Origin of the sequence: Planktotalea sp., assembly GCF_039984035.1 — a bacterium.
GTDB lineage: Bacteria > Pseudomonadota > Alphaproteobacteria > Rhodobacterales > Rhodobacteraceae > Planktotalea.
Genome location: NZ_JBDWVM010000223.1, coordinates 1 through 19,103, shown reverse-complemented (window position 1 = coordinate 19,103; position 19,103 = coordinate 1). Strand labels below are relative to the sequence as shown.

The window sequence follows — 19,103 nt, the reverse complement described above, 5'->3', positions numbered from 1 at the left end:
AAGGCGTTTGATCGAAGGGGCGTCTCGCAGCGTGATGGTGCCACGTCCGGTTTCAATCCAGCCGCGCCTTTGGAACTCTTGGAGCTGACGCGAAATGACTTCGCGCGCTGTGCCGAGTTCAACGGCGAGCTTTTGATGGGTCGTTGAAATCTTAGGACACCCTTCGGACAATTTGGTCAAAACACTGGCAAGACGGACGTCGAGGCGCTGGAATGCGACCTCGTCGATTGTGACGAAGAGGTCTGTGATACGTTTGGAAAAGGCGGCAAAGACGAAATCGCGAAAGGATTTTGAAGTGGCGACCAAATCATCAAACACATCGCGGGGGATCGCGGCGGCTGTGATATCTGTTTCTGTTATGCCCTCGGCGGCATAGTCGTCATAGGCCAATAAACAGGCCGTGGTCAGCACGCAGCTTTGGCCGGCTTCAATGCGGTAGAGCACGATTTCATGGCCGGTGTCCGAGGTTTGTTGAACACGCACAGTGCCGCTGAGCAAGAAGAGCATATTTTCCGGCGACTTGTTTGGGCCGAAAACCATTGTGCCGCTCGGAACAGTGAGGATCGACGCGCGGGATTTGAGGCGCGATTTGATCGCAGGCTCTAGTCGGGCCAAGCCGTAGAATTTTTCGACCCAGTCCGTAGTGTCATGCATGTTCATGGGCCTTCGCGCGAGGGGGTGGGTTTGGCGTGCTGCCCGAGGAAAGCACGCCACATGTAAATGTTAAAGCGCGGTATCCATGAGTGCTTTGATCTGGCTCTCTGCGGTGCCGGCGATAATGCGGCCAAGCTCCTGATCGCCGCGCAAGACGATCAGAGTAGAGCGGCGCGGGATATTGCGGCTTTGGGTGACATCATGGCGGCTGTAGGTGTCCCAATCGACCTTGATGAATGTCAGGTTCGCATCATAGGCGGGATCGGCGGCGCGCAGGGCGTTGATGACACGTTCCTGACGTTTGCAGGTGCTGCACCATGTGGCGGAGTAGTCGACCAAAACGGTCTTGCCACTATCCAGTGCAGCTTTGATTGCGCCGGGTGTGTAGTCTGTGAAACCCTCCGCGCTTGCGAGGGTAGGGAGGGCGAGCAAAGCCGCAGCGCTGGCGATAAAAGAACGGCGTTTCATAAAATCTCCGGTTCGAATGATAGACAACATATTCCTTCTTTATGATGTGACGGCAGGGCGTTGTTTAATCAACTCGAATCTACGTTCGCGCGGCTCACATTTTTGTCAGCACAGTCGACCGGATCACGTCAATTTCGGAGGTGATTCTACTGAAGTTAGAGTCGAAATGCCGATTTTTGGGAGATCATTTGGCCATAATGTGGCGGTTTTGTAGCTGCATCAAAGCCAATCCCCACCAATATATTGTGATCTATCCCCATTGTGAGGATAGTGCGTGCCGTTTTCTTGCCACAATGTGCAGGCTTGCGCTATAAGTGTATTGGGGAAAGACAAAGTGCAGTCATTGGGTTGCTTTACCGCTGCTGGTAACGCAATTTTAATGACCTTTCAGATAGATTGAGTGTGTGCTCTTTCATCTTTGCACTGCTGCTAAAAGGAACGGATTGATGAGTTTGAAAAAAGATCAATCGACCACGAAAATTGATGTACGACCGGGCGCAACGGTAGAAGGCGATTTGTCTTCTGGTGGTGTTTTGCGGTTTGAACGTCGCGGCAATGCCATGAAGGGCAAGCCTGTGTTGAGCGTTCAAGACGGAGTTCTCGCACTGCAATATGCAGACGGTTCTTCAGTTCGCGTTAAAACCTAGGAAAAATTGATTTCTTAAACAATTGAGCTGCGCCTTTTGCAAAGGCGCCCGCTTTCTCTGAGTTGTCTGGCCTTGTAGCCAGAGAATTACTGCTTTGTTCTGTTTGACCGTCTTGATCGAACGGCGCGTTTACTTCGGCAAAGCTGCTGCCGAACCTGAAGCCATCGTAGTACGCGACCATTGTCGGAATAGCGGCCCCGCCAGTGGCGCCCTTCCAACGGTTTGTCCAAGTCGAAAAGATACCCCGACGATGCTCAGGTTTGTTTCCTGAGCGCTCAAGCACGCTGGCTTGACTCACGATGGGGCCGCTGTAGCTGCAAACCAATTGCCCGTTTACCCAAACACGCAAGTATCCGTCATCGCCGGTGGAAAAATTGGTGTTGACGGTGAGATCAACCCATTGGCCGCGTGCAGCTGTCATATCAAAGAGGCGGCAGATGTTTCCGTTATTCTGAGACTCGCCCCATTTATAGGTCTTTGCGATATCATCGAGTTGCAGCACCACGTCGCCCCGCACAGGGAAGATGTTTGAACACACAGTTGGATCGCAGCCCGCGAAGTTCACTTCGTCTTGACCAACCTGCATGAGGCGGAAGATCGCGGGACGTTGTCCGCCCATCGTCCATTGCCCAAAGACAAGGCGCAGAGAGTTCTTTGCGGTGAAGGACGGTATGGACTGATTGTAAAAGCTCCAAGCGTACCAGATGTCATCACCGACGTTTGCTTTGATGAAGTCGGCATCGCGCTGGATTTCAGCGCGGGCGCGCGGGCTGCTGCAGTTTGTGACGTCACAATCTCCATCGCGTAGCTCAAACCGTTCGGAATATTCACCAAAGCGCACGGGTTTGCCTTGGGTCGCGTAGGCACGGGTGAAATTATAAGGTTTAGGGCTAAAGGCGCGGGTGAACCCGGTGGGAGGGGCGAATTCTATGCTGCTGTTGATCTGTTGTTGTACAGGGTCAACAGGTTGGCAGGCGCTTAAAAACAAGAGAAAAACAAGACTTGTGAGAATTTTCATGACCCGCATTTTTATCTCTTCTTGTTTTGAGTGCTCATTTTTCATGCAACGGCTCAGATCGCTTTGCGGCGGAAATAAGGCAACGTTGTGCTTGAACCGAAGGCATAGACCATAACTTGTGTTTGTCGCAAGATGTCTGACGTGAGAGTGGCGAAATTGGCACAGGGATTTTTCTACGACGCAGACTTTTACAGCCAGAGCTTGTTCGAATTTGTTCGCCGGGTGCATAGTTTGAAGCAATAACAAGTGCATAGTTTGAACAAAAACAGCCGCGCAAAAAAGCGGCGCACAATGAGGCAGAGCAGAAATGGCAAAGATTAGCGTCTTTGGCATCGGTTACGTGGGGGTTGTTTCCGCAGCGTGTTTGGCACGCGACGGGCATGACGTTATTGCGGTCGATGTCGATCCAGGAAAAATCAAAGCAATTAATTCGGGTCAAAGCCCGATCGTTGAAGAAGGTATCGACGAATTGGTGGCGGAAGTCGTCAAGGCGGGGAACCTGACAGCAACAGATGATTTCGCAGCCGCGGTGCGCGACACAGATGTGTCGTTTATTTGCGTTGGCACACCTTCGGCGCCTGATGGCTCTGTCGGTCTCAGCTATGTGACATCAGTCTGTGAGAACATCGGCAAAGCACTCGCGGACAAAGATACGTATCATTGCGTTGTTGTGCGTTCGACAATTGTGCCCGGCAGCACGGAAGAGGGATGTGTCCCTGTTCTGGAAGCGACATCTGGTAAAACCGCTGGCAAAGAGTTCGGGGTTGGTTACTTCCCAGAATTCCTGCGCGAGAGCACGGCGATTGCAGACAACTATAACCCCGGTTTGATCGTGTTTGGTTATCTCGATGAAGGCACGCGCAAAGTGCTGGAAGGGATCAACAAGGACCTGCCATGCGAGATGCATCAGGTTGAGATCAAAACAGCCGAGATGGTGAAATACACATCTAACACATGGCGCGCTGTGAAAGTGACGTTTGCTAATGAGATTGGCAACATTGCCAAAGCGAGCGGCATTGACGGTCAGACGGTCATGGAAATTCTATGCTCTGACGACAAGATCGCGATGAGCCCGTATTTCATGCGACCCGGTTTCGCCTTTGGCGGCTCTTGCTTGCCCAAAGACGTACGCGCACTGAAATATCTGGCAGGCAGCACTGGCACGCCGCATCATATGCTGAGCGCAGTTCTGGAAGCCAATGAGGCGCAGATTGCAAAAGCAGAGAAGATGGTGATCGATAGCGGGACCAAGAAGGTTGGCTTCGTCGGTATTTCGTTCAAGCCCGGCACGGATGATTTACGGGAAAGCCCGCTGATTTCATTGGCGGCGCGTTTGATCGACAAGGGCATTGATGTCTCTGTCTATGATCCATTCGTTCAAGAAGCTTATGACACGGGGACGCCTGGCGCGGGTCGCGGCAATGATGATGTGCCTGATCTTGAGCAGCGTTTGGTCAAAGACCTTGATGAGTTGATCGAAAGCTCTGGCACGGTTCTGGTGGGCAACCACTATAAGGAAACCGTCGCACGTCTTGAGGCGGCTGCGAATGATCGTCCTGTTGTGGACCTGACCCGTCTCAATCGCGAGATGACGTCCGGTGAGCAGTACCAAGGTATCTGCTGGTAAAATCCGCAAGGCTGGAGGCGCATCAGGAATGATGATGGCATTAACCCATATGGCTTACTTTTCAGTAGCCATTCTATTGGTCTGTGTGACCCCCCGAGGTTTCTTGGGGGACATGCAGGGCGTGGAAGGGACTGTGCTGATTGTCGGTGCGCTTGGCATTTGGCGTTACAGTTGGGCGACGCTCAACTTTTCCCGTGCACTTTACTTTAAACTGAAAACCTACCCGCGCTGGAAAAAGGCGCGGGAGGCTGCGTTTGCGCAAAGCACGTCCAAGCATCATTGTTATTTCATGGTCACCAGTTTCATGGTGGATCAGGATGTAACTTTGCCGGTCTATCGTTCCATTTTCAAAGCAGGCATGGCCGCGCGGGATGGGGCGACGATTGTGGCTTCTGTTGTAGACGGTATGGATGAACGTCTGATCCGCGATATTTACAATGCAACGGTGACGGATCGCACGCATGTGGCATTGGTGATTGATCGGATCAAATCCAGCGGTAAGCGCGATGCGATGCAAAAAGCGCTGCGTATTTTGGCGAGCTTCTCGCCGCGCAAAGATGACATTATGGTCTTTGTCGACGGCGATACGATTGTGCCCGAAGATATTTGGGCGCGCTGTGCGCCTGTGTTCCTTGATCCGAAAGTCGGTGCGCTGACCACGGATGAGGCGGCGATTATTGATAAGCCGGGTCTGTTCAAGGATTGGTTCACTCTGCGCTTTAACCAGCGGCAGGTGATGATGTGTTCTATGGGTCTGTCGAACCGTGTTTTGACATTGACCGGACGCATGAGCGTATTCCGCGCGGATCTGTCTACTGATCCGACGTTCCTGCGCGCAGTTGGTGAGGACTATCTCGATCACTGGCGTTTGGGCCGCGTTAACTTTTTGACCGGCGATGATAAATCAACTTGGTTCTGGTTGCTCTCGCGTGGCTATGAGACAGCGTATCTGCCGGATGTTCAAAGTCGCTCTTACGAAACACAGCCGAGCGATTCATTTTATGATAGTTCCAAGACGCTCATGGTGCGTTGGTTTGGCAATATGATGCGTACGAACGGGCGCGCGATTGCGATGGGTCCGCGCGATATGGGTTTCTTTACATGGTGGTCCATCTTGGATCAGCGCGTGAGTTGCTGGACCACGATGGTTGGCCCTATTTCTGTTTTGATCACAGCGGTTCTATCATCGCCGATTGTGATCCCGCTTTATATCAGCTGGGTGATGATGACGCGGTATATGTTCAGCGCCTACATTGCGATGTTCAATCGCGAGTGGTTCCCTGTGACGCATCCGTTCATCTTGTACTTTGGTCAGGTGTCGGGCGCGATCATTAAGACGTTTGTTTTGTTCCGATTGGATCGCCAAAAATGGACCCGTCAGGGATCAGGCGGCGGTGGCAAGGTGTTGTCGTTTTATGAACGCCTGAAAATGGCGGAAAGCACGGCGTATCAAACGCTGGCTTATGGATGGCTGTCCCTGGCGATCCTTTATTTGAATACTTTGGAGTAGGAGGCTGACATGAGCGATACTGCACACACATCAGCTGAAGCCTCACCGGCGGTCCCTGTGGGATTTGGCCTTGAGAATGAGCACCCGATGCTCACGATGCCGTTTTCGATCAAGCTTGGTGACAAGTGGATTGATGGCACGCGAATTTCTGTTGCCGAGATGGAAATCGCGCTACCAAACGGCACGATGAAAACAGGTGGGAAGGGGCTGATCACGCTTAACTTCCCGTTCGAGGATTTCGCTGTCACGTTGATGGTGGAAGTCATTGCCACAGATCGCGGCGATGAGAGCACGAGCATCTTCTTGTTCTCTGATCCGACGGGTCCGCATTTGGCGCAACTGCGCTACATTATGAACAGCTATATTGCCGGTGATCTTGTCACGTTGAACGGCATGATGAGCTATAGCGGACCAACGCAACCCAAAGCGCCAAAAGTGGCTGCCCAGAAATCAACGCGCGATCGCGTGCGCTCGATCGGGGTTGCGCTCTTGTCGGCGACTTTGGTGATTCTCGCCTTTAGTGTTGTGTTCTCGCGATACAACTCAGCCTACGAAATGCATCCGGTCTTTATTGATCAGGCCGGACTGTCCATGCAAGCCACAGTTGCAGGTCAGGTGACCTACCTGAACCCCAATGCAAATGTGGGTGAAGTGGCTTATTCTATTGCTTCTAACACCGGAGATGTACTTAGTTTTCAGATGCCTAAGCCCGGACAAGTTCTTGTCGCAAATGAGGTGTATCAAGGCACAACTGTCCTTCCTACCGACTTAATTATGACAATTTTAGACGACAAATCTTCATTAAGATTAAGGACAATGATCAGTATTGAAGGATTGACGCGGGTGCTCCAAGGAGACGCAGTTACACTAGAACTCAGTGACGGGCGAGAGATGCCTGCGACTGTTAATGTTCGTGACATGACCCGTGCCGCCGCCCTTCGTGGTGACCTCTTTGTTCCTATTGATCTATCGGTCGAAAGCGGAAGCTTGCAACCGAGTGAAACGAATTTGTCTGCACGCTTGCGGTTGTCTAAAACACTGCGTGGCGTTCTAGGCTTAAGGCAGGAGAACACACAATGACATTGATCACACCTCTGATCATCTGCGGCGGAAACGGAACCCGACTTTGGCCGCTGTCACGCAAGCACAGCCCCAAGCAATTCCAGCGCATTGGTGGTCCTGAGAGCATGACGTTCTTCCAATCTGCGGTGCAGCGTCACCGTGGTCCACGCTTTGCTGATCCTGTCATTGTAACCGGTCGTATCCATGAAGGTACTGTGCGCAAACAGCTGCAAGATTTGCAGGTTAATGCGCGTATTATTTGCGAACCGATGGGGCGCAATACTGGCCCTGCGGTTTTGGCTGCTGCTGAAGTGATGCTGGAGCACGACCCTGAGACTGTCTTTGTTGTTGTTCCTGCGGATCACGTGATTGAAGGTGAGCTTGGCGAACCCATGAACGCCTGCCTGCCTGCGGCGCTTGCTGGCCAGATTGTGACGTTCGGAATTAAGCCACGCAGCCCAGAAACTGGCTTTGGCTATATTGTTGATGGCGGCGCGATGGAGGGTTTCGGCCCTGTGCGCCATGTAGACCGTTTTGTCGAAAAGCCGCCGCGTGATATTGCGGAAGAGCTGATCGCGGGTGGCAGTGCATATTGGGCGTCGGGCATTTCCATGTTTGCGGCAAACACGATCCGCGAAGAATATCGCAAGTTCGATCCCGAGACGGCGGATACTGTTGCCAAATCGGTAAGCGAAGCGAAGGGCGAAGACGGAATTTTGCATCTAGACTCTGCGCATTTTGTTGAGGCCGCGAGCGAGCCAACAGAAAGCGCCGTGTTTGAGAAAACCGATCTGATTTCCATGTCCTCGTTGGATGTGGAGTGGGATGACGTTGGTAGCTGGAAAGCCATGTATGGCATTTCCAAAGCCGATGGTGATGGCAATGTCCTGCAAGGCGATGTGATTGCGAATGGCGCGACCAATACAATGGTGCGGGCGGACAGCCGTCTTGTGTCTGTTGTTGGTCTAGATGACGTGATCATCATCGACACACCAGATGCGTTGCTCGTTGCGAAGATGGATCAAACGCAAGACGTGAAAGCGATTGTGGATGAGTTGAAAAAGACCCAGCGCCCTGAGACCGAGCGCCATCAAGAGCCGAAAGCGGCGATGGTTCCTATGATCAAGCAGGAGTTGGTGTCCGAACTTGCGCAGAGCGACAATTATCAGGTTGGTTCAGCCGAGATTGGTGTGGGCCGTGTTATGACGCTTGAACCGGGCGATGCACGTCAAGCTTTGGTCGTGCGTGGCCGCCTGCATGCAAATGGGCCGAGCTGGCAGAAGACAGTGGGCGAGGGTGGTCGAATTTACACCGATCCGACGGGTCAAATCACACTGACCAACTTGTCTGACGAGCCGACAGAGCTGTTGTTCGTGACTTTGGCGTCACCGGATTTCCAGCCCAAATCAACAGGCAGGGTGGTCAATGGCTAAGTTACTTTCGTTCAACCTTCGCGCAGCGTTTATCGCTTTGATCTTGGGGCTTGCCCCGATCGCTGGGTTGGCGAACGTGACTGATATTGACCTATCGAAACTGCGCAATGATTTGCGCGCGATCAAATTACATGTCCAAAACGGAATTTCAGAGCCTGCGGATGTTGCAGCTTATTGGGCGCATTTGTCTGTTCTTGAGCAAGATTTGCGCGCCGGTAAGCCCGCAGATGAAATGTTTGTTCCTTTGGCAGGTGCCCGCGCGGTTCAGCAGGAAGTTGACCTGACGAACTTCCGCTTGATGCTTTCGACCTTGCTGCACACCTACACAGGTGAAAATGCGCAGGGCGTTGTGAATGCGCAGGGCGAGCGTGGATCGGTCGCGCTCTCAGTACGCAAGGGGGTTGTGACGCTTGATGATGTGCGCGCCTATTCGATCGCGTTTGGATTGCCCCCCTTGAGTGACGGAACATTGACCGCGCCTGTTGTGATCTGGCCCGGTGCAACGTTACGTTTGAGCCCCGGTGAGCGTTTGGCGATGGCGCGCGATAAAGGTGCGTTCATTCTGGCGATGGGAACCTTGGACGTGAATGGTGCCGTGATTGAATCGACGGGCCCAGAGAACATCCATACGCCCAGCTTTACACCTTTTGTGACTGTCGCGAGTGGCGGCAGTTTGCTTTTGAAGAATGCCATCGTGCGCGATCTTGGTTTCGGTCGCACTGAGAAATTCAGCGGGATTTCTGTTGCGGGCAACTTGTTGCAGCAAGGTGCTGCCAAGGTGTCGATCACGGATAGCTTGTTTGATGGGTTGAAGAACCTGACACTTGCGGGTGTGACGAACGCTGAGGTGTCAGGAAACACGTTTTTCAATGTGCGCGACAATGCCCTAAGTATCGTCAACGCGCCAAAAACAACGGTGAACAACAACCTGTTCGCAAGCGGCGCAATGCACAACGCTATTCGCGTCGACAAAGGTTCGAGCGAAACACAAATTTCGAACAACATTTTCCTTGCTGGTGAGCGTGTCGCGATTTTGGTCAGGGGCGGGTCTGATCGTGTACAAGTCAGCAAAAACCTGATTTGGCAACGAGCGGGTGCAGGCATCAAATTTTTGCAAACTCAATGTGGTTTGGTGCGTGACAACATCCTGCTGGATAACCGCCAAAAAGGTATCGAAATTCGTAAAAGCAACGGCACTGTTGTTGCAGGGAATTTGATCGCAGGACATGGCAGCGCCGGCATTTGGGTCTCTGCGAAAAGTGCAGGGGCGCGGACCTCGTTGAAAGAAAATGTGCTTATCTCTAATCGTGCAGGTTTGTCTGTCGCGACGGGCGGTGAGATTTTGATGGACCGTAATAATTTCAAACGGCAATTGCCGCGTTTGCTCGATGGTGACATCCGGCGTCTCACCCCAAGCATTGCCGCTGATTTAGGTGGAATTATTCCACTGCGCATCAAGGATGGTTCGACCGAACCTGCAGTAAATTCGATCGGGTTTTGCGGGAGTGATCTGTGAGACATTTTGCGACATTCATCATTTTGATCTTTTGCGTTGGGCCCCTTGCGGCCCAACAAGTGCATGTACCGGTTATTCCCAATTTGGTGGGGCAAGACGAGACGAATGCGCAGATTTCAGTAACCGTGGATCGCGGGCTGAGGAGCAGCAAGCGTCTGCCAACTGCAGCGTTGCGCACCGCGCGCACCGCGCTCCATGATGGGCAAGCGATACACGCGAGTGATTTGCGTGCGCTGGCCAATGCGGGTGATGGATTAGCGGCGCAACGTTATGTGCGGCTTTTACAGGCAGCACGTCAGAGCGCTGATCCCTCTGATCTGGCCTATTATTCTTCAATCGCCGTGGGCACCGGACGTATTTGGACGCTTGGAACGATGATTGATGCGATGCACAAGCTAAATCCTCAAACGGAACCGAAGGCGCGGATCAATCAATATATCAAAGTGCTTTACCCCCATGCCTGGGCTGGCAATTCGCGGGCATTGCAAGCGGTCCTGACGTTTAACGGGGAGGGCCGTCTTTTTGGTCCTTTGTCTGATGCGACCCGCGATCGTATTCTGGCGGAGGCCCGCGAGCATGGCGATGGGCGTCTTGAGCTTGGCATGGCGATGGGTCTGCTAGAGCAAACGCGCGCGGCGGATCGCGCAGATCGCAATGATCTGATACAAGCACGTAACTTACTAGAATTGGCACAAAGATCAGACCATCTGGCCGTTTCAACCACCGCACAAAATTTGTTGCGTTTGGTGGATTGGGATCAGATCAATAACGGATAGGATCGGTAAAGCGGTCCAATATATAAAACCTGACACATGCGGGGGCGCAGATGAAACAGGATACAGGCAAACGAACGCGCAGGTTTTGGCGCGTTTTAAAGGCAGGGGCATGTGCGCTGACGGCAACGTTAGCGGGGCAAACCGTGCACGCCCAATCTGCCTATGACTGCCGCAATCTGACGACCCATGGGGCGTTGCCTGCGGTCGAAGGCAAGAACGGAAACTTCTTTTCGATCCGCCCGGAGTTACAAGCGCATCACAATATCGCAGATCCAAGTATTAAGCTGATCGCAGAGCTGCAAAATGCGCTTGCGGCGCGTGGCACAACGTTGATCGTGCTTCCTATCCCGACGCGCGCGCAGGTTTTGGCGCATCACCTACCAGCGATGGCGGAACATGTAGGGCATGATCCGGCCTTAGCTATGGCTGTATATGAAAACATGATCGAGCGCATGAAGGCGGCGGGCCTAACCGTTGCCGACCCTTTGAACGCGCTGCGCACTTCGGCGCGAAATGGCGATAGACCGTTTTTTGAAACCGACCCGCGGCCAACAGCGTTTGGGATGCAGCTGCTTGCAGAAACAGTCAGCGATGTTCTGGAGCGTCACCCGAATGCGCGATCTCTTAATCGTGGGGCGTTTCGCTCAACTGTCGGCACTGAAGTGACACTACCTTCTGCCATGCGTTTGCAGTTGCAAACGGCCTGCCAGAGTGAGCTCCCGCAAGTTAAAACGCGCAGCTATGCGACCGTGCGCGATGACGTCGTGCGCCAGCCTGAGGCGGATGAAGAAAGCACACTTGTCGTGTTGGGGACTGACATCACATCAACGCCGGCGCTCAACCTTCCGGGGTTTTTGAGCGAGGAAACAGGTCTAAAAGCTTTGAGCTATGGCCTGAAGGATGGCGGTGCCTTTGCGGCGCTCGCGTCTTACATGACTTCAAGGGTATTCCAGACAACTCGACCTGATGTGCTGGTTTGGGAATTGCCGATCACGGCGTCCTTGGCAGATCATGGCAGCCAACCGCTGCGCGAATTGATTTATGCCGCTAAAAACAGCTGTGAGACAGCCGTTCCTTTGGTTCTATCGCCGCAGGGGGATCGTCTGTTTGCGAAGCTAGATCAGGTGCCATTGGGCGAGGATCAAGCACTGCTTTTTGATGCGGGGGAGACCGCGATGTCCTTTGCAAAGTTCCATTTTGCGGATCGTGATGGAATTGTTCGAACGCGGAGTATTTATCGCAATCCCGATCAAATCATGACGGGGCGGTTTTTCCTGCCCTTGTCGAGCTTGCGACGCGAAGAGATGAGCTCTGTCGGAATCGAAGGCGCGGCGCGTTTCGATGCGAGCGCGCAGCTTTTGGTGTGTTCGTGAAAGGGGAATTGTGATGTTTCGTTCACTGACATTGATCGCGGCTTTGGCGCTGACACCGATGATTGGCTTTGCCCAGTCCTTGCCGTTGAAACTGGATTTTCTTCCGCCAACCCTTGCGCCGCGCGATTTGTGCAATGCGCCAGCTCCCACTGATGGTGTGAGCGATTTTCGCACGGAAGGCGGTAAACAGGAGCTGACCAATGTTGAGCGCATAGGATATCTGCGCAGTGACATTCAGCGGTACATGAACGCAGACGCAAATCAGTATTTTGCCTTTGTGAATGCGCTTATCACACAGCAATCTTTGATCGATGAAAGCTTCACCAACGTTGATGCTATTTTCGCGCGGATTGATTTGATGTTGCGCGCGGGGCAGGGTGAGCAACTGCGCGAACAACGCATCGTTGCCAGCTTGCGCGAGCGGGCTTCTGAACTCACGAACGGGCAACGTGTGAAACTGGCGCTCTTCTATGAAGAAGGTATTGGAGTTGCGCCTGATCCGCTCTTTTCCCAAGAGTTGATCCGTGAAGCGGCTTATGCGGGGAGTGCTTTGGCGCTCCTTGAAATTGCGCGTCTTGCGGGTCAGGGCATTTTGGTTGAGGGCTGGGATGCCCCATTAGATTTGACTGTTACGATGGCATTTGGCGGTATTCTCGGCCCGCTTGATCGTAGCGTATGTCAGCGCGCAGAGCGCATTGCGCAGGAATATATCAAAGGGGATTTGGTTGCCCCTAATCCGTCGATTGCCTTGGCATGGTACAAGTTCGCGGCTGATATGGGCGGAAGCCAAGCCGCTTGGCGGATCGTTGAATTTCACCTGAATGCAGATGCTAAGACGAAGAACAACGTCGAATTGCGCCGTTATCTGGATTTGGCTGTGCGGTTGGGTGTGACTGTTGATGACGCTAGTAGTGCAGCGCTTGTCGCATCAGGTGCAGTGAGCGAGAACGAGCTTGCTGCGATCCTTGGGTTCAATTTTGATCAGGACAAACGTCGCACACGCGCGGCTATTGCCCCCTACCTTGATCTGGTTGTGAACATCGACAGTTTGGAACCCGACGAAGATAGCTTGCTGTTGGACTACCTCTGGGAAATCACAAAACTCCCTGAGGCACCGGGCAATATTTATACGCGCCTCGCTGCGGAAATTCTGGGGCGCAAAGGACGTTGGGCTGGTGAAGCCGAAGCGATGCCATTGCTAGAGGAAGCAGCGCGACGGGGTGATGGGTTGGGTCAACGCAGGCTTGCCAATATGCTGCTGCGCTATCGCGATGACCCTGTGCAATTGGCGCGCACCGAAAGCCTATTAATGGAAGCGGTTTCGCGACATGGGCTTAGTGTTGCAATGAACGATCTGGATTCGCTTTATCGTTGCCGCACACCTGATGCCCCGCGCCTGCGCCTCGCAAATGAGTGGGCGCAGTCTTATGCGGCGTCAGAACGTGCCAATGTCTCAGTGTCTGGCGTTGATCTTTTGTCGCTTTCGCCGGATCGCGATCCTGAAGTGATCTCTTTGATCCAAAGTCTCGCGCTCGATCGGCGCAGTCAAATGGTTGCCGCGCATGCGCAGCGTGTCCAGTCGAATACATTAGCGGCAAACGAGGCGCTCCAGTTTTGGGCCGACATGCTGAGCAACTCGTCCCAAGCGCTTGAGCTGTTCGCCAAATATGAATTTAGCCTTGCCCAAAGCCCTGCACAGCGTGACCTCGCGGTTGAATTTTTTAGACGCGTGTATCTGAACAATGGCGTTGCGACAGCGCTTGATCTGGCTGTCGCGCTTGTTGAATACAACGCGCGTGATCCTGAAATTGCCGAAGAAATTGTGCAATTGCTGACCATGGCGGGCCGCAGGGGGGAAGGGGGCGCGATCCGCCTTCTTTCGCGTTTGCAATCCGGTGTCCGATCAGAGGCGGCTGTTTACGCACAGTTCGCGGATTCAATCGAAAAGCGCGGTGATTTTCTGGCGATGATGTTTGCCTTGCCTCATGTTCCACGTGTTCAAGTGGATGATTATGTGGATCGAGCGGTGTCTCTGATGAGCTGCACCTCCAAAGATGTTGAGGAGTTGGCGTCAGCCCATGCGAAGGTCTCTGATCAAAACGGGGCGTTTCATTGGCACAAGATCGCTCTGAATATAGACGGCGGGCATGCGTTATCAAAGCTTGGCTTGAGCGATCGGCAAACAGGCTTGTTTGATAAAGGCGCAGCGCCTGATCCGGTTGCGCGCGCACAGCGTTCTTTGGCTGAGGGCGATCCGAATGCGCTGATGCGACTTATTCAGCTGACGTCCAACCCCGGTTTGCCGAGTTATAATGCGGACGCGGCCAGTAGGTATTTTGAAACAGGTATCGAGCAGGGGGATACGGATCGTTTAGTGGCGCTTGCTGCCATTTATAGAGCGAGTTCTGACGAGGTGCGCCGCGCGATTGATGCGCGGGTCGATATGGATGACGTCTTGCTCCGCGTCGCTCGGGGTGGCGATGTCGCAGCGGCCTACGCGCTTGGGATGCGTTTAAGAGACACAGCAAAGGACGCTTCAGGTTTAGCACAATCGTTGAGTTTGCTCGAAGCGGCCGCGCTGCGTGGGCATCGCGATGCGATGTATGAAACGGGTTTTGCGCTTGGCTTTGGTTTGGGGCGCGCTGCGGATGTAGCAGGCGCGATCAAATGGTTGGAACAGGCGGCGACAGTGGGCCACCCCGATGCGGGTGCCTTGGCCAAATCATTGCGTATTGCTGGGGGACTATAACCATGAAGTATTGGCTAACATCACTAATTCTGGCAGCGCCTTTGCCCGCCTTGGCCACCTGCGTTGACGTGCCTGCGCCACCTGTAAGCCTGAGCTTTGAGAGCCGATATAAGGACAATGATTTGTCTCGCAGCGAAATCGATCCACAAGCGGAAGCGGATGCTAAGGCCGCGTTGAAAGTGCTGGACGATTTCATCAGTGATCTTGCAACGCGCTCGGATGCGGCGCTTTTGGTAGGTGATGGCGCAGAGGCCGCATGTATCATGGACGCGCTTGTTCATTGGGCAGAGGCAGACGCCCTGTCCGTCCTGGCCACGCCCACGGTGCAATTGACGATTGGGTCCCGCCTTGCTGCGCTTGCATTGATCACGCGCAAGGTTGCACCGATTTCTAGTCCTGAACATACGGCTGTTGTCAGCGCATGGCTTGCGCGACGGATGAAAGAGCAAATGACGTTCTGGGAACGCGCGCCCAATGGTGCGGCCCAAGGAAACCTGCGGGCTTGGTCCGCATTGGCAGGAACAGCGACAGCCTTGCTGACGCATGATCCTATCATGTTGGGCTGGTCGGCGTGGTCCGTGGAATATGTGGCCTGCACCGCGAATGAAGATGGCAGTCTGCCACAAGAAATGTCACGCAAGACGCGCGCACTTCATTACCAGCTCCACGCTGTTGCGCCGCTGACTTTGGCCGCTGCTATGTTGGAAGAGAATGGTATATCGATGCTGGACCGCTGTGGTCAGGCCTTGGATCGGATCGTCACCTTTACGATGGATGATCTCAACGCAGGTGGGATCGCGAGCGCAGAGCATGCCGGCGCAGAGCAGACACTGAATGGTGGTTTGGATGGCGTGAAAGATTTTCAACTCGCTTGGGGTGAAGCCTGGCTCAGCCTGCGTGATCAAGCAAGCCTTGAGACAGCATTGTCAGAGCGCCGCCCTTTGAAATATTCCAAGCTTGGCGGCGATCAAACCCGTATCTGGGCGGAGTAAGAGCGGTCAGTCTTTAGGTTTCGTTCAGAAGCGTTTTCGCCTCATCAACCGAGACGGAACCTGACCGCGCCATGTCCTTTGCTATACGATCAACGTCTGGTCCAGTTGCACCAGCAGCAATCGCGATATTGCGGGCGTGCAGGGCCATATGACCGCGTTGAATCCCCTCTGATGACAAGGCGCGCAGCGCCGCCATGTTCTGCGCGAGACCAACGGCTGCTATGACTTCGCCAAGCTCCGAAGCGGATTGAATACGCATCAACTTGAGCGCAGCCTGCGCGGCGGGATGTGTTTTCGTGGCGCCGCCGACGATGCCAACGGGCATTGGCAAATCGATGCTGCCAAGCAGATTGCCCTTTTTGTTCACTTCCCAACGGGTGAGGGAGGTATAGCGCCCGTCCTTTGCCGCCCAAGCATGCGCACCCGCTTCAACCGCGCGCCAATCGTTGCCCGTGGCGAGCACAACAGGATCGATGCCATTCATAATCCCCTTGTTATGGGTCGCGGCGCGGTAAGGGTCAATTTCGGCCAATGTGCAGGCCTCGACAATGCCGCGCGCGATGCGATCGCCGTCATAGTCTTTGGTCGCAAGGCTCTCAGCTTTGATTTCCGCATGCACGCTGACGGTCCGCCTATCCGCGAGATTGGATAGAATGCGTAGCCTCGTTTCACTATCGGCGATGCGCGCGGCGAGGGGGGCGACCATTTCAGCCATCGTATTGACCGTGTTCGCCCCCATCGCATCGCGCACGTCGACCAAGAGGTGCAAAACCACCATATGACCGATGCGGGTGTTTTCAAAAATCTGGACTTCGATGTCTCGGCAACCACCACCTAGATCAATCAGAATTTTGTCTTTGGAGTTGGCGAGCGCGATGATCTCGTCGCGTGCCATCAGTAATTTTTGGCGCACGCCATGGGGATCATTCATGCCAATGAGCTGGATTTGGGCGCGCATGATCGGCGGGCTGGCGACAGCGTGGAACCCGCCGTTTTCGCCGACGATCTTCGCCATGTAAGAGGCCGCGGCGACGACGGAAGGTTCTTCAACAGCCATCGGGATCAAGTAGTCTTTGCCATTCACGACAAAGTTCGTTGCGATGCCAAGCGGGAGTTCAAAATGCCCGATGACATTTTCGATCATCCCATCCGCAAGGGGCATGGGCAAAGCGGAAGCGTCTGAAAGAGCCGTTAGTTCCGTTTGCTCGATCCCAGAAGCTTTGCAAATATTTGCGAAACGTTCTGAAGGTGACAGGTGGCGCAGTCCTGATAGTTTAGCGGTGTAATCGGTCATTCGGGGTCCTCCAACTCTGACGTAAACTGACAGTCTTTCAGAGTTTTGAAAGAGGTATTTTGAATCCTGTCGCAGTGGCAGACATGTGCCTATAGAAGGATGTGAAAGGGTGACCGTTATTTCCAATAGTAGGGGAAGGGGCTCAGTCTAAGCGTGACAGGAGAACGTCGATTGATAAAACAAATGATCTTAGGCTTAGTTGTGACTGTATTAACGTCGCTCCCAGTTTTGGCCGACACCCTGCGATTGGCTGTGACCACTTCGTTTCACAACTCCGGTTTGGCAGACGTTTTGTTGCCCGTGATTAAAGAAGATATCGATCTGGATGTTCAACTGCTCGTGGTCGGCACGGGCCAAGCGATCAAGCTAGGACAGCAAGGCGATGTCGATGCGATCCTTGTGCATTCACGCGTTGCGGAAGATGCATTTGTCGCAGGCGGGTTTGGAACCCACCGCCGTGAAATTATGTATAACGATTTTGTTTTCGTCGGCCCGAAGCGCAATGACCCTGACCTTGCGAGTGCGGCGACGGCACGCGAAGCGCTGCAACGTATTAATGCAAGCGAGGCTATGTTTGTAAGCCGCGGTGATGGCAGCGGCACACATGCGATGGAGCTTTCCCTTTGGGAGGCGGCCGGTATTGAACCCGAGGGCCGCTGGTATAAGGAAGCCGGCGCAGGTATGGGCGCGGCGTTGAATATCGCGGTTGGCCTGAATGCCTATGTATTGTCAGACCGTGCGAGTTGGCTGAATTTTAGCAATAAAGCGGATCTGGCGATCCAGTTCGAAGGTGATCCGGTCTTGTTCAACCAATATGCGTTTCTTCCGGTCAGTCGCGCAAAACACCCTCATGTAAAATCCGATTTGGTAAGTAAACTCGAAGAATGGCTGGTCTCAGACCGAGCGGAGACACTGATTGACGGGTATGAAATCGACGGGCAGGCCTTGTTTGTTTTCAACGCTCGATAAGTGGGGCGCGTCAAAACTGCGCCGACATGCGTGTAATCCGTTTTATGTTAAATATCTTTTCGTGCTAGTTGCGGTAAATATATATGCAAATGGGTGTACTCACACTAACATGATCCTCATCTGAAATATGTGAGAAAACACCCGTGTCCTTCAAGCGCACTTCAATCACTTCCGATCCAAAGGCAATTGCGTCAACGCCTGACGCCCTGGACACATTCGTTCCCTACCTGATGAACCGCATCGCGCGCCGTTATAATGTGGGTGTCGAAGATAAGGTGCGGAGCAAAGGGTTGAATGTGCCGCGCTTGCGCGTGTTGGCGGCGCTCGCTGTGGAAGGCTCGAAATCTGTGAACGACCTTTCTGTTTATGCAATTTCTGAACAATCCACCATAAGTCGGCTGTTAGATCAGATGACCCAAGAAGGTCTTGTTGAGCGAAAACCAAATCCCAATGATAACCGCTCGCGCGTGATTTCTCTTACGCCTTTGGGCTATGAGACCTACCAGAGCACCTTTCCGATCATGCTGGCTGCCGAAGCGGACATGATGCAAGGGTTTAGCCCTGCAGAACGGGCCATGGCGTTGGAATTTCTTCAGCGCATGCTGAATAACATCCGGCAATCTGATATCTAAGCGCGTATTGACTCGTTCGGCACTATTTGACGATATATATGCAAATGCATGAAAGTAGGACCGCCCATGGCCGAACGATCCTTTGCCGCAGAAGTTGAACACTTAAGACTGGGTGCGGGTGATACATTCCGAGGGGAAGGTATTCTGGCCATTACCAAAGCTTTGCTGGAAAACGGTGTCGGCTATGTGGGTGGATATCAAGGATCGCCCATCAGTCATTTAATGGATGTTTTGGCCGATGCTCAGGATGTACTAGGTGAACTTGGCGTCCACTATGAGGCGAACGCGTCAGAGGCGTCTGCTGCCGCAATGCTCGCGGCCTCGGTGCACTATCCAATTCGCGGGGCTGTGACGTTTAAATCAGCCGTGGGCACGAACGTGGC

The 19,103-nt window shown here is 53.5% G+C and carries 16 protein-coding genes and 1 pseudogene; 13 read left to right on the top strand and 4 right to left on the bottom strand.

Features of this window, described 5'->3' with window-relative positions; all coding sequences use genetic code 11:
- Together ABJQ89_RS10200 and ABJQ89_RS10195 are read right to left on the bottom strand one after the other, a co-directional pair.
- A partial coding sequence (locus ABJQ89_RS10200; RefSeq protein ID WP_348496132.1) for a Crp/Fnr family transcriptional regulator occupies positions 1-654 on the bottom strand: 654 nt, incomplete at its 3' end.
- 69 nt (positions 655-723) lie between these two features.
- The gene (locus ABJQ89_RS10195) at positions 724-1,122 is read right to left on the bottom strand and encodes a thioredoxin family protein (protein ID WP_348496131.1); all 399 of its coding nucleotides are present in this window, start codon (positions 1,120-1,122) and stop codon (positions 724-726) included.
- A gap of 446 nt (positions 1,123-1,568) precedes the next feature.
- Here ABJQ89_RS10195 and ABJQ89_RS10190 point away from each other — a divergent pair, with 446 nt between their 5' ends.
- Positions 1,569-1,769 (top strand): hypothetical protein, encoded by a 201-nt coding sequence (locus tag ABJQ89_RS10190; RefSeq protein WP_348496130.1) that lies wholly within the window; start codon positions 1,569-1,571, stop codon positions 1,767-1,769.
- On the opposite strand, the gene ABJQ89_RS10185 is transcribed toward ABJQ89_RS10190, so the two are convergent.
- Positions 1,759-2,787: a heparin lyase I family protein gene (locus ABJQ89_RS10185; RefSeq protein ID WP_348496129.1), complete on the bottom strand. Its 1,029-nt coding sequence runs from the start codon at positions 2,785-2,787 to the stop codon at positions 1,759-1,761. The genes ABJQ89_RS10190 and ABJQ89_RS10185 overlap by 11 nt on opposite strands.
- A 307-nt stretch (positions 2,788-3,094) precedes the next feature.
- On the opposite strand from ABJQ89_RS10185, the gene ABJQ89_RS10180 reads away from it, so the two are divergent.
- The 9 genes from ABJQ89_RS10180 to ABJQ89_RS10140 are packed head-to-tail and all read left to right on the top strand — an operon-like array spanning position 3,095 to position 15,825.
- Entirely contained in the window at positions 3,095-4,414 is a 1,320-nt protein-coding gene (locus ABJQ89_RS10180; protein ID WP_348496128.1) for a UDP-glucose/GDP-mannose dehydrogenase family protein, read from the top strand.
- Positions 4,386-5,924, top strand: coding sequence for a glycosyltransferase (locus tag ABJQ89_RS10175; RefSeq protein ID WP_348496127.1), 1,539 nt, complete (start codon positions 4,386-4,388; stop codon positions 5,922-5,924). Before ABJQ89_RS10180 ends, ABJQ89_RS10175 begins: the two co-directional genes overlap by 29 nt.
- A gap of 9 nt (positions 5,925-5,933) precedes the next feature.
- A complete protein-coding gene (locus tag ABJQ89_RS10170) occupies positions 5,934-7,004 on the top strand; it encodes a hypothetical protein (RefSeq protein WP_348496126.1) in 1,071 nt (356 codons plus the stop codon).
- A complete protein-coding gene (locus ABJQ89_RS10165; protein WP_348496125.1) occupies positions 7,001-8,419 on the top strand; it encodes a sugar phosphate nucleotidyltransferase in 1,419 nt (472 codons plus the stop codon). Before ABJQ89_RS10170 ends, ABJQ89_RS10165 begins: the two co-directional genes overlap by 4 nt.
- On the top strand, positions 8,412-9,935 hold the full coding sequence (locus ABJQ89_RS10160) for a right-handed parallel beta-helix repeat-containing protein (protein ID WP_348496124.1): 1,524 nt from the start codon (positions 8,412-8,414) through the stop codon (positions 9,933-9,935). Before ABJQ89_RS10165 ends, ABJQ89_RS10160 begins: the two co-directional genes overlap by 8 nt.
- Entirely contained in the window at positions 9,932-10,711 is a 780-nt protein-coding gene (locus ABJQ89_RS10155; RefSeq protein ID WP_348496123.1) for a hypothetical protein, read from the top strand. Before ABJQ89_RS10160 ends, ABJQ89_RS10155 begins: the two co-directional genes overlap by 4 nt.
- 50 nt (positions 10,712-10,761) lie before the next feature.
- Positions 10,762-12,084 carry a hypothetical protein gene (locus tag ABJQ89_RS10150; protein WP_348496122.1) on the top strand — a complete coding sequence of 441 codons (1,323 nt, stop codon included), beginning with the start codon at positions 10,762-10,764 and terminating at the stop codon, positions 12,082-12,084.
- 13 nt (positions 12,085-12,097) lie between these two features.
- Positions 12,098-14,833, top strand: a complete 2,736-nt coding sequence (locus tag ABJQ89_RS10145) for a hypothetical protein (protein WP_348496121.1) — start codon at positions 12,098-12,100, stop codon at positions 14,831-14,833.
- Positions 14,834-14,835: 2 nt separating this feature from the next.
- On the top strand, positions 14,836-15,825 hold the full coding sequence (locus tag ABJQ89_RS10140) for an alginate lyase family protein (RefSeq protein WP_348496120.1): 990 nt from the start codon (positions 14,836-14,838) through the stop codon (positions 15,823-15,825).
- A gap of 13 nt (positions 15,826-15,838) precedes the next feature.
- Here the strand turns inward: ABJQ89_RS10140 and ABJQ89_RS10135 are convergent, their stop codons facing one another.
- Entirely contained in the window at positions 15,839-17,119 is a 1,281-nt protein-coding gene (locus ABJQ89_RS10135; RefSeq protein ID WP_348496119.1) for a hydroxymethylglutaryl-CoA reductase, degradative, read from the bottom strand.
- A gap of 174 nt (positions 17,120-17,293) precedes the next feature.
- Here ABJQ89_RS10135 and ABJQ89_RS10130 point away from each other — a divergent pair, with 174 nt between their 5' ends.
- From ABJQ89_RS10130 to ABJQ89_RS10120, 3 genes and pseudogenes are all read left to right on the top strand, one after another.
- Positions 17,294-18,088 carry a substrate-binding domain-containing protein gene (locus ABJQ89_RS10130; protein ID WP_348496133.1) on the top strand — a complete coding sequence of 265 codons (795 nt, stop codon included), beginning with the start codon at positions 17,294-17,296 and terminating at the stop codon, positions 18,086-18,088.
- 143 nt (positions 18,089-18,231) lie between these two features.
- The gene (locus ABJQ89_RS10125) at positions 18,232-18,720 is read left to right on the top strand and encodes a MarR family transcriptional regulator (protein ID WP_348496118.1); all 489 of its coding nucleotides are present in this window, start codon (positions 18,232-18,234) and stop codon (positions 18,718-18,720) included.
- 66 nt (positions 18,721-18,786) lie between these two features.
- A pseudogene (locus ABJQ89_RS10120) lies at positions 18,787-19,103 on the top strand (indolepyruvate ferredoxin oxidoreductase); the annotation flags it as partial.